The following is a 14,210-nucleotide window of genomic DNA, read 5'->3' as shown; positions in this document are numbered from 1 at the left end:
GTGGTGGACGGAGGAGCGGATCGATGGACACGGCAGTGGCCAGGCAACCCGCGGGTGGAGTCGAAAACGGGAGGAGGAACGCTGGAACGGGCGCGCGGTGAGGGCGGCCCTGAGGCGGACGGTCGACGCGGACCGTCCGCCGGAGAATAAGCCGGAACCGTGGCTGGTCAGAAGCACCAGCTACCGGTCGGCAAACGAAGGCCCTCGAGGGCCTTCGGGATTAGAATTTGAAGACGGTCTGCACGCCGAAGAACATGCCCGTGTCGGCGCCGGCCTTCGTGTAGTCGTAGTAGGAGACTTCAGCGCGAACGAGGAAGTTGTCATTCACCTTGTACGAGGGCGAAACCGTGAACTTCGTGAAACCCGGACCGGCCTTGAGTTTCTCGCCGCTGACGCGGAAAGCGGCCGACCAGTTCTTGTTGTAGTTCTGGCTGTAGAACACGAGCCAGTTGGTGCCCTTGTCGCCGAGCCCGCCGTCCTTGGTGACGAACTCGAGGGCCAGCGTGGAATCCTTGGTGAGGTTGTAGCTCGCCCAGATGTTGAAGGTGACGATCTCGTCCTTCTTGTGGATGACGTTGCCCTTGGTGTCGTACGCGAAGCCGGCCCAGACGGTGACGTCCGGAATGGCCTTGTAGACGAAATAGCCTTCGAAGCCGGCGTTGTGCTTCAGCTCGCCGTCACCCTTGAGGTAGTTGGGGCCCGAGTAGACGGAATCCAACAGCGCGAGACCGAAGCCGGTCTCCTTGTCGGAGTAGTCCCACTTCACGCCGCTGTGGTAGCCGGGAATCGGCCCGAGGAAGTCGCCGTTGGCGTACGAGATCTGCGCCATGTTTGGGATGTCAAACGCCTCGTAGCCCAAATAGCTGAGGAACTTGCCGGCCGTGATCGTGGAGCCGCCGCCCACGTCGACCGTGGCGTACGCGTCGAGGACGGTGACGTCGTGCGGAGCGTTCGGCTGGTAGAAGAGACTGACGACACCGGTGACGGGCTTGAAATTGGTCGTGAACATGGTCTTCACCGCGTCCAGATCCATCTTGTCGGTCGACGGACCCGGATCGGGATCCGTGAACCGGTAAGACCCGGCGGCGTAACCGCTCACCGAGAGGCTGTCGTTGACCTTGATGTCAGCGACGGCAGTCAGTGAGGCGGCGAGCGTGAGAGCGGCCGCTAGTGTGTGGCGTGTATTCATTGGCTGTGGATGAGGTTAGTGTGGTGTTGCCCGGATGAGAGCCGGACGAACCTGTTTAGCAGCAACCTTGCCAAGCGGCCCAAACCGGGCCCGTCTATGACAGAGAAGGGCATGAATTGGCCTGAAGTTTGCTCATGCTGAGCAGTGATTTCATTCATGCGAGAGTGGCGCAGACCCAAACTACCCATGAAAACCAAACTCCTGCTGTGGTTCGCGTCTGCCCTGACTCTCGGAGCGAAAACGGGGTGGGCGCAGACGGCCGCACTCGCGCTGCCGGTGTCCACGCCGATCAGCGTGAGTGCGACGGCTTCGGTGGTTTCCCAGTATATGTTTCGCGGCCTGCGCATCGGTGACGGCGGCTTTCAACCCGCGGTCGAGCTGAGTGCAGGCGACGGCCTGCTCGGCGTGTGGGCGCATGTGCCCTTCAACGGCGACAAGGTGCCGGACAGCTCCGATCCCGAGATCGATCTCTACGGCGCGTACACGTTTGCCGTGGGAAGCGGCTTCACGCTCACGCCCGGTTTTACCTCGTATCACTATCCCAAGGCGCCGACCGACGCCGGATTCTATCGCGCAACGTTCGAGCCGAGTCTCGCCGTGAGCGGCACGATCGCCGGGGTAAAGATGACGCCCAAGCTTTACTACGACGTTGTGTTGAAGGGCCTGACCACCGAGCTGACCGCGCTGTATGCGTTGCCGTTGAAAGACCTCGGCAGCGAACTCGACTTCACCGCGACCTATGGCGCCTACACGTGGAAAGACAGCGCGAACCACGCCACGCCCGAAGTGAAGACCTGGGGTGAGTACTGGCTACTCAGTGTGGCGGCGCCGTTTCAGATTTCGCGCGAGGCCCGGATCACGCTGGGCGTCGCCTACACCGAGGGCCGACGTGCTTTCACGAAGGCCGGGACGCTGGGTAAAGTCCCCAACAGCCTCGCCGTGGGCCGCGGCGTCGTAACGCTTAGTTACACGCGCACGTTCTGATACCAATCGCTCTTTGCCTTTGGACTTTAGCCGTGGCTACGAGCGCCAGCGAGTGGCCACGATCGATCCAGAAGTCCAAAAGCAAGGAGCGATTGGTATGAGCCTTGGGAGCGCAGGCGTCCCGCCTGCAGGGATCGGATTGCAGGCGGGACGCCTGCGCTCCCGGTGGGATTCGCTCCGACTGTACTCGTGGCCCCGAAAATCTATCTGGATTCCCGGCACTTCGTGCTCGAATCTGTCCCGCTATGAAAGTCGGCATCGTCGGTGCTTCCGGTTACTCGGGCGAAGTCCTCGTCAAGCTGCTGCTCAACCATCCGCGGGTGACGCTTGCGGCGGTGACGTCACGCAGCCAGGCGGGCAAGCGCCTCTCGGCCGTCATCCCGGCGGTGCGCGGCGCCGATCACGGGCTGACGTTTGTCGATTCGGATCCGGCGGCGCTGGCGGCGAGTGACATCGACCTCTTCTTCCTCGCGCTGCCCCATGGAGCGGCGGCGACGTATGCGCGGGCGCTCGTTGCGGGCGGCAAGCGCGTGATCGACTTGAGCGCGGACTTCCGGATCGCGGACATCGCAACCTATCGGAAGTACTACGGCGAACATCACGCGCCCGAATTGCTGGCGAGCGCGCGGTTTGTCCTGCCGGAACTGACCGCGCCCAGCTGGAAGACCGAGGTCAAACTCGTGGCCGCGCCCGGCTGTTACCCCACGAGCATCCTGGTGCCGCTCGTGCCGCTATTGAAGGCCGGCGTGATCACGCGCGAGCACATCGTGGTGAACTCCTACAGCGGCGTGAGCGGAGCCGGCAAGAAGGCCGAGGAAATGTACCTCTTCGTCGAACGCGCCGAGAGCATCAAGGCCTACGGCCTGGTGAAACACCGGCATCTCGCCGAGGTGGAGGAGCAACTCGCGTTGCACACCGGGGCGAAGACGATCCTTCAGTTCAATCCGCACCTCGCGCCGATGCGGCGTGGCATCGCGACGACGATCACCGTGCCGGCCGCGCCGGGCGCGACGATCGAGAGCCTCTATGCCGCCTGGAATGCCACCTATGCGAACCGGCCCTTTGTGCAGGTGCTGACGAGCGGCGAAACGCCCGACACCGCGCATGTCGTCGGGACCAATCGCGTCGACATGTCCGCCGTCCATGATCCCCGCACCGGCAATTTCGTGATCACCGCCGCCGAGGACAACCTCGTGAAGGGCGCCAGCGGTCAGGCCGTGCAGATCATGAACCTGTGGTGCGGGTTTGAGGAGACGGCGGGGCTGGTGTAAAACCGGAAACCGGAGACCGGAGACCGGAAACTCGGAGTCGGACGAAGACATTGATACCAATCGCTCCTTGCTTTTGGACTTCTGGATCGATCGTGGCTACGAGCGCCAGCGAGTGGCCGTTCGGCCACTCGCTGGCGCTCGTAGCCACGGCTAAAGTCCAAAGGCAAAGGGCGATTGGTATGAATCGAGCGAAAACTCCGGAGTTCGTCGACGAAGTTTCCGGTTTCCGGTTTTTGGTCTCCGGTTTCCTCTCTCCGGTTTCCGGTTTTGGGCTCAGCTGCGATAATCCGCGTTCTCGCTCACGTACTCGTGCGTGAGATCGCCGCCGACCACGGTCGCGGACGCGGCGCCGTTGCCGAGGTCGATCTCGAGTTCGACGGAGCGCTCATGCGGCGGAAAATCGATCGGGGGCGTGAAGGTGCCGTCCTTGCCGGGCGCACTTTGATAGAGCTCGGCCTGCCGCAGGTGCGCGACGAGCGCCGCTTCCTTCGAAGGATCGAGCTGGAAGACGCCGTTGGCGAAAATCTCGATGCCGCCCATGCGCGCGCTGAGGTTCGTCAGATTCGTTCCGGCGGCGTTCGCGCCGATGTACTTGCCGATGGCCTGGATCAGGCGACCGACGTTTGGATCGTTGCCGGCGACCGCGCACTTGAAGAGCGGGCCGTTGACGACCGCCTTGCCCACCGCACGTGCGAGACCGAGGCTGGCGGCGTTGCGCACCGTCACGCGAATCACGTGGCGAACGCCTTCACCGTTGCGCACGACGTCCTCGGCAAGATCGCGGCACACCTGATGCAGGCCACGCTCGAACGTGCTCCAGTCATTGAACGGCACGCGGCTCGATGAGAGCGCGACGACCGTGTCCGAGGTGCTGGTGTCACTGTCGACGCTGATCGCGTTGAAACTGGCATCGACCGCCCGCGTGAGCATGGCGCGCAATTCCGCGCGCGGCACCGCGATGTCGGTCAGGATGTACACGAGCATCGTGGCCATGTTCGGCTCGATCATCCCGGCGCCCTTGGCGATGCCGACGATGCTGCCCGCGCCGACCTGGGCGCGCCGGATTTTCGGATAGAGATCGGTGGTCACGATGCCTTCCGCGGCGGGAAGGATCGACTCGCCGGCGAGCGTGCTCACCGCATTCGGCAGCGCCGCGATGATGGCTTCCGCGGGCAACGACCAACCAATTACTCCCGTGGAGCTCGGCAGCACCTGTGCGGGCGTGAAGCCGAGGTGCTTCGCCGTGGCGGCGCAGATCTGCTCGGAGGTCGCGACGCCGTCGGGCGCGCAGACATTGGAAATCTTGTTGTTGATGATGATGGCGCCGAGCGTCGGTTCGAGCAGGCGCTTGCGTCCGACGATAATCGGCGCGCCGGGAAACGCGTTGCGGGTGAACATCGCGGCGAACGCCGTCGTCGGCTGTTCGAGCGCAATGAGCGTGAGCGTCATCTTCGCCGGCTTGGGTGCTTCCTTCGGCATGAACTCGAAACGCGTGCCGCCGATGCGGAAGCCGGCGGGCAGCGCCGCCTGCGAGGCGAGCCAGGCGCGATGCGCTTCACGAGTGGGAAAGCTGAGATTTGTGCTGGGCACGCGGGAGACCTTGGGTCGCAGCGCCGCGGAGTGAAGAAGAATTTTTCCACTGCCGCGCGGACGCGGGTTGAAGCAGCATGACCGCGGCGCGCGCGCGGGAGGTTTCGCAATCTCCGAAAATTTTTATGGAAATGCGCAGCGCGTGTGGCTTAGTCGTCCTTCTCTTCGCCAATCGTGAGCGCTCTTTCCCGTTTCCTCCACCACACCGCGGCCGTGCGCCGCGCGCCTTGATCGCAGATGAATGTCTCTGAAGTAACCGCCAAGGCGAAGGTGCTGCTCGAAGCGCTGCCGTACATCCAGGATTTCCGTGGTTCCACGTTCGTGGTCAAATACGGCGGCAGTTTCATGGATGATCCGGATCCGGTGACGCGCACGCGCGTGGCCTACGACATCGCGTTCCTCGCCGCCTGCGGCATCAACGTCGTCGTCGTCCACGGCGGCGGCAAGGCGATCACCAAGGCGATGGAGACGTCCGGCCTGAAGGCGACGTTTGTGAACGGCCTGCGCGTGACCGACGAGGCCACGATCAACGTCGTGAAGAAGACGCTCGACGAAATCGTGAACAAGGACGTCTGCGAAGCGATCGCGTCCGCCAAGGGCAAGCCGAAGGGTCTGCCCGGCGACACGGTGCTCGTGTGCCAGAAGCTCACCGAGGACGATGACGGCCGGGCGGTCGACCTCGGCTATGTCGGCGACGTGACCGAGGTGAAGGTGAAGCTGATCAAGAAGGAGATTGGCGAGGGCTTCATTCCCGTGATTTCGCCGGTGGCCGAAGGCTACGACGGCAAGCCGTACAACGTGAACGCGGATCTGGTTGCGGGCCGCGTGGCCAGCGCCCTGCGCGCGCGGCGGCTCGTGTACATGAGCGACGTCCCGGGCCTGCTCTCGGCGCCGCCGAATCCGGATTCGCTCATCTCGACGCTGAAGATCAGCCAGGTCGAGGACCTCAAGAAAAAGGGCGTGATCGACAAGGGCATGCGCCCGAAGGTGCAGAGCGCGATTCGCGCGCTCGAGGAAGGCGTGCAACGCGTGCACTTCATCGACGGCCGGCTGCCGCACTCGCTGCTGCTGGAGATTTTCACGGACAAGGGCATCGGCACCGAAATCGTGCACGGCTGAGGTTCCAAAACCACTCATGAACACTAATGGCCACTAATTCGGCCGTACTGTGTGTGAGGGATGGGTTCTCGGTTTGAATTAGTGCCGCGTTAGTGTGGATTAGTGGTTCCAAAAATGACTGCTCCTTCGATCGTCCGCACCAGTACCGCCGAGCTCTACGACGCGCACGTGCTCAAGAATTACGGGCGCCCGCCTCTGACCCTCGTGCGCGGCCGCGGGGCGCAGGTGTGGGATGATGCCGGCAACGCCTACCTCGACTTCACGTCGGGCATCGCCGTCAGCGCGCTCGGGCACTGTCACCCGCACTGGGTCGCGGCGGTGCAGCGCCAGGCCGCCGAGCTGATTCACGTCAGCAATCTCTTTCGCAATCCGCAGCAGGGTGAACTCGCCCGGCGGATCGTAGGCTACGCCGGGCCCGGCCGCGTGTTCTTCTGCAACAGCGGCGCCGAAGCCAACGAAGCGTTGATCAAGCTGGCGCGACTGCACGGCGTGCAAAAAGCCGGCGGCGTTGACGGCAGGTGCTACAAGATCATCTGCGCAAAAAACGCGTTTCACGGCCGGACCTTTGGCGGCATGAGCGCGACGCCGCAGGAGAAAATCCAGAAGGGTTTTCGGCCGATGGTGGCAGGCTTTTCGTTCGGCGAACTCAATAACCTCCAGAGCTTCGCCGACCTGATCGATGCCGACACCGCGGCGATCTTCGTCGAGACGATCCAGGGCGAGAGCGGCATCAATCCGTGCACGCCGGAATTCCTGCGCGGGCTGCGGCAGCTCTGCGACAAGCACAACCTCCTGTTGATGCTCGACGAGGTGCAGTGCGGCGTGGGCCGGACCGGAAAGTTCTACTCGTACGAATACGCCGGCGTTATCCCGGACGCGATCGGCATGGCCAAGGGCCTCGGCGGCGGTTTCCCGATCGGCGCGATGTGGGTGCGGGATCGGTACGCGGAGCTGTTTCATCCCGGCAATCACGGCACCACGTTTGGCGGCACGCCGCTCGCGTGCGCCGCGGCGCTCGCGGTGCTCGATGTCATCGAGCGTGACCAGCTGCTGGAAAAAGTGCGCACGCAGAGCGTCCCGTGGCACGCGGCGTTGCGCCAGCTCGCGGTGGATTTTCCGCAGCACGTCGTCACGGTGCGCGGCCTCGGTTACCTCGTCGGCATCCAGCTCACGGGCGATCCGATGCCGGTCATCGCGGCGCTGCGCGAGCGCGGCCTGCTCGCGCCGAGCGCGGGCGGCAACGTCGTGCGGCTGCTCCCGCCGTTGAACGCCACGCCGGAAGAGCTCGCGAAGTCGGTCGAGATCATCCGCGCGGTGCTGACAGCGAAGGCCTGAGCGGCGCGGGGCGTCCGCGATTACTTCCATGTCTCTTCGCGCGTTTGGCGCGTTTCTGCTCAGCGCGCTTACTAGCCACGCCGCCACGCGCGAAGCGTACGTCTGGCAACGCCAGGCCGGGCCCGAGGTCACGGCCGCGTTGACTGCATTTCAGGCGCAGCTCGACGGCTGCTGCGTGCTCGCGGCGGAAGTCGCGTGGACGGGCGGCCGGATGCAGGTCGTACGTCCGCCGGTGGATTTCACGGCGCTGAAGGCTTGGGGCAAACCGGTCGGGCTCGCCGTGCGCATCGGCGCTTACGGCGGAAAATTCGCGGCCGACGATGCGACGTCGCGGGCGCTCGGCGATCTCGCCGTGGACGTGGTGGCGCGGGCGCGCGCGGCCGGACTCGTCGTGGCGGAGCTGCAGGTCGACTTCGATGCGGCGGAGTCGAAGATCGCGGGCTACCGCACCTGGCTCACGGCCTGGCGGCTGCGATTGAAGGAGACGCCGCTGGTGTTCACCGCGCTGCCAGCGTGGTTGAAACACGCGGAGTTTCGGCAGCTGGCGCGCGCGGCGAGCGGGTTTGTGCTGCAGGTGCACTCGCTCGAAAAACCGGCGGGGCCCGACGCGCCGTTCACGCTCTGCGATCCGGTGCGGGCGATGGCGTGGGTACGGCAGGCGGACGCGGCGGGCGTGCCGTTTCGGGTCGCGCTACCGACGTATGGCTACGTGCTGGCGTTCGATGCGGCGGGAAAATTTCTCGCGCTCTCGGCGGAAGGTCCGCGGCGATCGTGGCCGAAGGGCACGCAGCTGCGCGTGGTCCGCGCGGACGCGGCTGCGATGACGCGGCTCGCGCGCACGATCACGGCGGCCGCGCTGCCGTCGTGCACGGGCGTGATCTGGTTTCGGCTGCCGGTGGCCGGCGATCGGATCAATTGGGACGCGATCACCTTCGCCACCGTGCTGCGCGGTGACGTGCCGGTGCAACGGCTCGACGCGCGTGTGAGCTGGCCCGAGCCGCGGCTGGCGGAAATCTCGATTCGCAATGCGGGCGAAACCACGGAGCCGTTGCCGCGCACCGTGACGCTCCGCTGGTCGGACGGCGCGCGCGTGGTGGCGGCCGACGGAATTTCTGGTTTTTTTCTGGAAACGCGCGGCGGACACGCGCAAGGGATCGTGCGTGCAGCGGAGGTGCCGGCGGACGCGTCCATCGCGCCCGGTCGTGAAACGAAAATCGCCTGGCTGCGCTTCGAACATGACGTTTCCCTGGATGCTGTATTGCCGGCGCCGCCTTGAATGCGGCAGCGCCGTCGCGCTCGCCTTGGCGGGTGCCGTGGTGGCCTGCGGGCCCGAGTTTCCCAATAGTTATTATGCGATGCCGGAGAGCGAGCTGCTCGCGGCCCCCGAGGGTTTCTTCGCCGCGGAGATCGCCCGGCTCGAAATTGCGCCGCCCGCCCTGCGCGCGGTGCCGGCCGACCGCGACAATCCGCGCGCCACGACGCTCGAGATTGATGTGGCGGACGTGCGGCGCGGACTCGAGGAGCGCGGATTCAATCGCGCGCGGGTGCAGCAGCTGTTATGGAACTACGAGACAGCGCGGCGGCGCGTCGAGAACGTGGCCGCGGCGCGCGACGCGACCGATGAGCAGCGGGCGGCCGCGAGCGGGCCGGTGGATCCGCTCGATGACGGGCGCGCGCTCGACGATTTGCTCGCGGGCGTACCGGCTGAATTTGCGTTGTACCTGCGCGGGGCGGCGGCGTGGCATCGCGGTGATCTGACGACGGCCCGGCAACACTGGATGGCCGTGTTGGCGCTGCCCGAGACCGAGCGGAAACGGCGATCGACTTGGGCCGCCTTCATGCTGGGCCGCGTGTGGCACAAACAGGCCGCGGCCGTGGCTGATCGCGAACCGATCGCGGAACGCCGGCAGGCGGCGCAGGCCTTTCGTCAGGCGCGTCAGCTCGCGCTGTCAGGCCTGCCGGATCCGTTGGGACTCGCGACGTCGAGCCTTGGCTGGGAAGCGCGGGTCGCGCTCGATGCGGACGATGCGGCGACGGCGTTGACGTTGTATCTCGAGCAGCACGCCGCGGGTGATCCGACGGCGATCCAGTCGTTGCGCATCACCGCAGCCCGGATCCTCGCGTTGCCGTCGGCGGACTTGGCGGCGTTTGCCACGAATCCCGTGGGGCGTCGCGTGGTGACGGCGTATCTCATTTCCCGCACGGGCGGCACGCTCAGCTATGAGGGCACCGGCTCGCAGGAGCTGGCGCGGGCGGGCGAGTGGGCGGCGGCGCTGGAACGCGCGGGCGTGCGCGCGGCGCGCGAGGCGGATCGGATGGCGTGGCTCGCGTACGAGGCCGGCCAGTTTGCGCTCGCGACGCAATGGGTGCGGCTTGCCGCCGACGATTCCGCCGAGGCGAACTGGATTCGCGCGAAGCTGGCGCTGCGGGCGGGCGAAGTCGCGGACGGCGAGGCTTTCCTGCGGCGGGCGCTGGCGTCACCGACGCTGGCCGAGCCGCATCGCAAACGCGTGTCCGCCGAGCTCAGCCGGGTGTGCCTGGCGCGCGACGACTTCCCCGGCGCGCTCGCGGCGTGTCTGGCGGGCGGCCATTGGGAGGATGCGGCGTTTGTCGCGGAGCGGGTGATGACGACCGCGGAGCTGAGGCAATTTGTCGATGCGCGGCCGATCCCTGTCGCTGCGGTCCGATCGCAGGCGGAGGACGTGGCGTGGGCGGTGGATCTCGAGGTGGCGTTGCGCGAACTGCTCGCGCGGCGGCTGACGCGCGAGGGCAGGGTCGAGATGGCGGCCGCTTATTTTTCCGGCGAGAAACGGATCTGGTTTGAAGGCTACGTCTGGGACGTGCGGGTCGGTTTTGATCTCACGCAGCCGGCGCCCGAGCGGGGCCGGGCGTTCTGGCGCGCGGCGCAGTGCGCGCGGGCGCACGGCATGGAGCTGCTCGGGACGGAGATGGATCCCGACTGGTCGATGTGGGGTGGAAGCTTTGCGGGTGAATCGGCGGCGCAGCGGCGCGCGGAGTTGCGGCTGACCGGCGGCGTGCTCGCGCCGACAACGGCGGAGCTCGAACGGTTGAAGGTCCAGACCGTGCCGGAGAAACGCTTTCATTACCGTTATCGCGCGGCCGAGCTCGCGTGGTGGGCGGCGTCGTTGCTGCCGAACGATGACGCGGAGACCGCGCAGATTCTCGCGACGGCGGGAGGCTGGTTGAAGGCGCGCGATCCGCAGGCGGCGCAGCCGTTTTATCAGGCCTTGGTGATCCGTTGCGGCAACACCCCACTTGGTCAGGCGGCGGCGCGGAAGCGGTGGTTTCCGGTGGAGCGGAGCGAGCAGTGAGTGAGACTCTCCTGGGACCGCGACCGCCCCCGGTCGCTTTTTGATCCGGCGACCGGGGGCGGTCGCGGTCCCGGGACACAATCCCAGAAATTACCGATGGGAAATCCACGTTAACTGTGCCGCACCGGGGACGTTTTTTCACTCGTGCGCGGCGCGGCGCGTGTTTACACCCGTGCGCTTCTGATGAAGCACTTCCTCAAAGAAACCGACTTCAAGCGCGCCGAGTTGCCGAAACTTTTCGCGCTCGCCCGCGAGTTGAAGCTGAAGCGCGGGAAGAAGAATGCGCCGAAGCCGCTGCAGGGGCAGACGTGGGCGATGATTTTTTCGAAGTCGTCCACGCGCACGCGGGTTTCGTTCGAGGTCGGCATTCATGAGCTCGGCGGCAATCCGCTTTTCCTGAATCGCAACGACATCCAGCTCGGCCGCGGCGAGACGATCGAGGACACCGCGCAGGTGTTGTCGCGCTTCGTGCACGGCTTGATCGTGCGGACGTTTGATCACAGCGATGTCGAGCGGCTCGCGGCCACCGGCTCCGTGCCGGTGGTGAACGCGCTCACGGATTTCCTGCACCCGTGTCAGATTTACTCCGATGCCTTCACGCTGGCGGAGCGCTGGACGAAGGGCACGACGGGCGCGAAACTCGTCGACTCGCTGCGCGGCCGGAAGATCGCGTTTCTCGGCGACACGGCGTGCAACATGGCCAACTCCTGGATTCTCGGCGCGAATCTCTTCGGCATGAAGATTTCGCTGTCGGGCCCGAAGGAGTTCGCGCCTTCGGCGGAGTTCAACGCGGCGCTGGCGAAGGAAGGTTACGCCGGCGGCTATCAGTTCACGACCGATCCGTTTGAGGCCGTGCGCGGCGCGGATGTCGTTTACACCGACGTCTGGGTGAGCATGGGCAAGGAGGAGGAGACCAAGGAACGCATCCGCGTGATGTCGCCGTACGCCGTGACGGGAAAACTCTTCGCCGCGGCCAAGCGGGACTCGCTCTTCATGCACTGCCTGCCGGCGCACGCCGGTGAGGAAGTCATGCAGGAGGTGCTCGACAGCCCGCGCTCGATCATCTTCGACGAAGCCGAGAACCGCCTGCACATGCAGAAGGCGATTCTCGCGGCCATCGTCGCGGCGCGGAAGTAGGGCCGAGGTGGGTGATCCCGCAGTCGCGGGACCGCCTGCATTTATCGCGGCGAGACCTACTGCTTCATGAAGTAGATGTAGCGCGTGCCGGGAATGACTTCCTGGAACAGTCCGGCCGTCAGATCGCCGTCGTCGATGAGCGCGTCGATTTCGACCATCTGGCTCAGCGGCGCGGTGACTCCCGTGGTCGCAATGCCCGCGCGGCCCATGCCGTCGTTGTCCCAGTTCCAGAGCCCGCCAATGGAATTGGTGGCCCGCCAGACCGACGGGCGCAGGTCGCTGTTCATGCCGATCGGCACCACGCCGCTGGTGGAGTTCGGCGGGAAGGAACCGCTCATGGTGGCGTAGCCTTCGAACGCTTGGGCGAAGACGCGGACGTCATTGACGAAGCGTTTGGTTTGGGCGGCCCGGCGAATCTTGTTGAACGCCGGGAGCGCCAGCAGCGCGATCAAGGAGATGATCACGACCACGATCATGATTTCAATGATACTGAAGCCCGCGTTGCGCCGTCGCGGCGGGGCACAGGGTAGAAAGGAACGCATGGTGAGGCCTGACATGATGGATGAATGAATAATATTCGCTGACGGGTTCGAGTATTCAGGCCGCGGCGGATCATGCAATTTACCGGGGGTAAAGGCGCTGTTAAGCTCTCGCTCCGTAAGACTACGAGGGACCTGCGCGTTTTTGCGGACTGGCCGGCCCTTCACTTTTTCTTTTGCGCGTCGAGCGGCGGCGTCCTCACACTCGCCGTCCATCCATGAAAATCGTCCTCGCTTACTCGGGCGGACTCGACACGTCCGTTATCGTCAAGTGGCTCCGTGAAACCTATGACGCGGAGATCGTCACCTTCGCCGCCGACATCGGTCAGGAGGAGGAGCTGAAGGGCCTGCCGCAGAAGGCGCGCGCGACCGGCGCCTCGAAGCACTACACGCTCGATCTCGTCGAGGAGTTTGCCCGCGACTTCATCTACCCGATGATTCGGGCCAACGCGATTTACGAGGGCCAGTACTATCTCGGCACGTCGATCGCCCGGCCGCTCATCGCCAAGGCGCAGGTCGAGATCGCGCACAAGGAAAAGGGCGACACCGTCGCGCACGGCGCCACGGGCAAGGGCAACGATCAGTGCCGCTTCGAGCTCACGTACATGGCGCTCGATCCGAAGCTCGAGATTCTCGCGCCGTGGAAGATCGACACGTTCCGCGATGAGTTTCCCGGTCGCGCCGAGATGATCGCGTACTGCGCGAAGCACAAGATCCCGGTCGAGGCGTCGCTGAAGAAGCCGTACTCGATGGATCGGAATCTCCTCCACATCTCCTACGAGGCCGGAATCCTCGAGGATCCGTGGTTCGATCCGACGACCAAGGAAAACAAGGGCATGTTCAAGCTGTCGGTCTCGCCCGAGGACGCGCCGAACAAGGCCGAGTACGTCGAGCTCGATTTCGAACAGGGCAACTGCACCGCGGTGAACGGCAAGAAACTTTCCCCCGCGGGCGTGTTGAAGGTGTTGAACAAGCTCGGCGGCAAGCACGGCATCGGGCGCGTCGACCTGGTGGAAAACCGTTTCGTCGGCATGAAGTCACGCGGGGTGTACGAGACGCCCGGCGGCACGATTCTCATGCAGGCACACCGCCAGGTGGAGTCGCTGACCATGGATCGCGAAGTCATGCATCTGCGCGACTCGCTCATTCCGAAGTACGCCGAGCTCGTGTACTATGGCTTCTGGTTCGCCCCCGAGCGCGAGGCGCTGCAGGCGTTGGTCGACGAGAGCCAGCGCTACGTTTCGGGCACCGTCCGCCTGAAGCTCTACAAGGGCAACATCATCACCTGCGGCCGCAAATCGAAGTACTCGCTCTACGACATGAACGTCGCGTCGATGGAAGGCGTGAAGAGCTGGTACAACCAGAGCGACGCCACCGGCTTCATCCGCCTCAACGGCCTGCGCCTCCGCGCGCGCAATCTCGCGCAAGGCGGACCGAAGGTCTGAGGGGAGCGGAAGCAGTTGAGAGTTCAGTGATGAGAGTTGAGAGGGCGCTGCACCGGCGTTCGGCGGTGCAGCATGCCGTCTATCGTGGTCGATTGTACGGCGGGTTTGTCCATCAACACTCAGCTCTCAACTCGGCACTTTTTTCATCGCGCCGGCTCGCGCCGAGCTCGTCCGGGCTCCGGTGGCCGGCTGCGAATTCGCCGCCCAGCGCCCCTGCCCGCGCTGGGGCCGGTTGCAAGGGAGGCGTTTTGAGCTGATTTCCTTCATTT

The 14,210-nt window shown here is 65.1% G+C and carries 11 protein-coding genes; 8 read left to right on the top strand and 3 right to left on the bottom strand.

Annotated elements, in window-relative coordinates; genetic code table 11:
• Positions 1 to 220: 220 nt before the first annotated feature.
• Complete coding sequence (locus ACLJEU_RS25185) at positions 221 to 1,189, bottom strand: outer membrane beta-barrel protein (protein WP_414661244.1); 969 nt, start codon at positions 1,187 to 1,189, stop codon at positions 221 to 223.
• 186 nt (positions 1,190 to 1,375) lie between these two features.
• On the opposite strand from ACLJEU_RS25185, the gene ACLJEU_RS25180 reads away from it, so the two are divergent.
• Complete coding sequence (locus tag ACLJEU_RS25180) at positions 1,376 to 2,173, top strand: TorF family putative porin (protein WP_414661245.1); 798 nt, start codon at positions 1,376 to 1,378, stop codon at positions 2,171 to 2,173.
• 245 nt (positions 2,174 to 2,418) lie between these two features.
• Entirely contained in the window at positions 2,419 to 3,444 is a 1,026-nt protein-coding gene (gene argC, locus ACLJEU_RS25175; RefSeq protein ID WP_414661246.1) for an N-acetyl-gamma-glutamyl-phosphate reductase, read from the top strand.
• Positions 3,445 to 3,717: 273 nt separating this feature from the next.
• Here argC and ACLJEU_RS25170 read toward each other — a convergent pair whose 3' ends face one another.
• A complete protein-coding gene (locus ACLJEU_RS25170) occupies positions 3,718 to 5,034 on the bottom strand; it encodes a bifunctional ornithine acetyltransferase/N-acetylglutamate synthase (protein WP_414661247.1) in 1,317 nt (438 codons plus the stop codon).
• 237 nt (positions 5,035 to 5,271) lie between these two features.
• Here ACLJEU_RS25170 and argB point away from each other — a divergent pair, with 237 nt between their 5' ends.
• The 5 genes from argB (at position 5,272) to argF (ending at position 11,957) form a co-directional block, all read left to right on the top strand.
• The gene (argB, locus tag ACLJEU_RS25165) at positions 5,272 to 6,153 is read left to right on the top strand and encodes an acetylglutamate kinase (RefSeq protein WP_414661248.1); all 882 of its coding nucleotides are present in this window, start codon (positions 5,272 to 5,274) and stop codon (positions 6,151 to 6,153) included.
• A 114-nt stretch (positions 6,154 to 6,267) separates the two neighbouring features.
• On the top strand, positions 6,268 to 7,488 hold the full coding sequence (locus tag ACLJEU_RS25160; RefSeq protein ID WP_414661249.1) for an aspartate aminotransferase family protein: 1,221 nt from the start codon (positions 6,268 to 6,270) through the stop codon (positions 7,486 to 7,488).
• A 28-nt stretch (positions 7,489 to 7,516) separates the two neighbouring features.
• Positions 7,517 to 8,764, top strand: coding sequence for a DUF3142 domain-containing protein (locus tag ACLJEU_RS25155; protein ID WP_414661250.1), 1,248 nt, complete (start codon positions 7,517 to 7,519; stop codon positions 8,762 to 8,764).
• Complete coding sequence (locus ACLJEU_RS25150) at positions 8,724 to 10,820, top strand: hypothetical protein (RefSeq protein WP_414661251.1); 2,097 nt, start codon at positions 8,724 to 8,726, stop codon at positions 10,818 to 10,820. The genes ACLJEU_RS25155 and ACLJEU_RS25150 overlap by 41 nt, the downstream gene beginning before the upstream one ends.
• Positions 10,821 to 11,003: 183 nt before the next feature.
• On the top strand, positions 11,004 to 11,957 hold the full coding sequence (argF, locus tag ACLJEU_RS25145) for an ornithine carbamoyltransferase (RefSeq protein WP_414661252.1): 954 nt from the start codon (positions 11,004 to 11,006) through the stop codon (positions 11,955 to 11,957).
• A 56-nt stretch (positions 11,958 to 12,013) separates the two neighbouring features.
• Here the strand turns inward: argF and ACLJEU_RS25140 are convergent, their stop codons facing one another.
• Complete coding sequence (locus ACLJEU_RS25140) at positions 12,014 to 12,499, bottom strand: prepilin-type N-terminal cleavage/methylation domain-containing protein (RefSeq protein WP_414661253.1); 486 nt, start codon at positions 12,497 to 12,499, stop codon at positions 12,014 to 12,016.
• Between the two features lie 215 nt (positions 12,500 to 12,714).
• On the opposite strand from ACLJEU_RS25140, the gene ACLJEU_RS25135 reads away from it, so the two are divergent.
• Complete coding sequence (locus ACLJEU_RS25135) at positions 12,715 to 13,941, top strand: argininosuccinate synthase (protein ID WP_414661254.1); 1,227 nt, start codon at positions 12,715 to 12,717, stop codon at positions 13,939 to 13,941.
• The last annotated feature ends 269 nt before the right edge of the window (positions 13,942 to 14,210 follow it).

It is taken from the genome of Terrisphaera buseokensis, from assembly GCF_047521145.2.
In the GTDB taxonomy this organism is placed as follows: Bacteria; Verrucomicrobiota; Verrucomicrobiia; order Opitutales; family Opitutaceae; genus ER46.
This window is presented reverse-complemented; position numbering and strand designations above follow the sequence as displayed.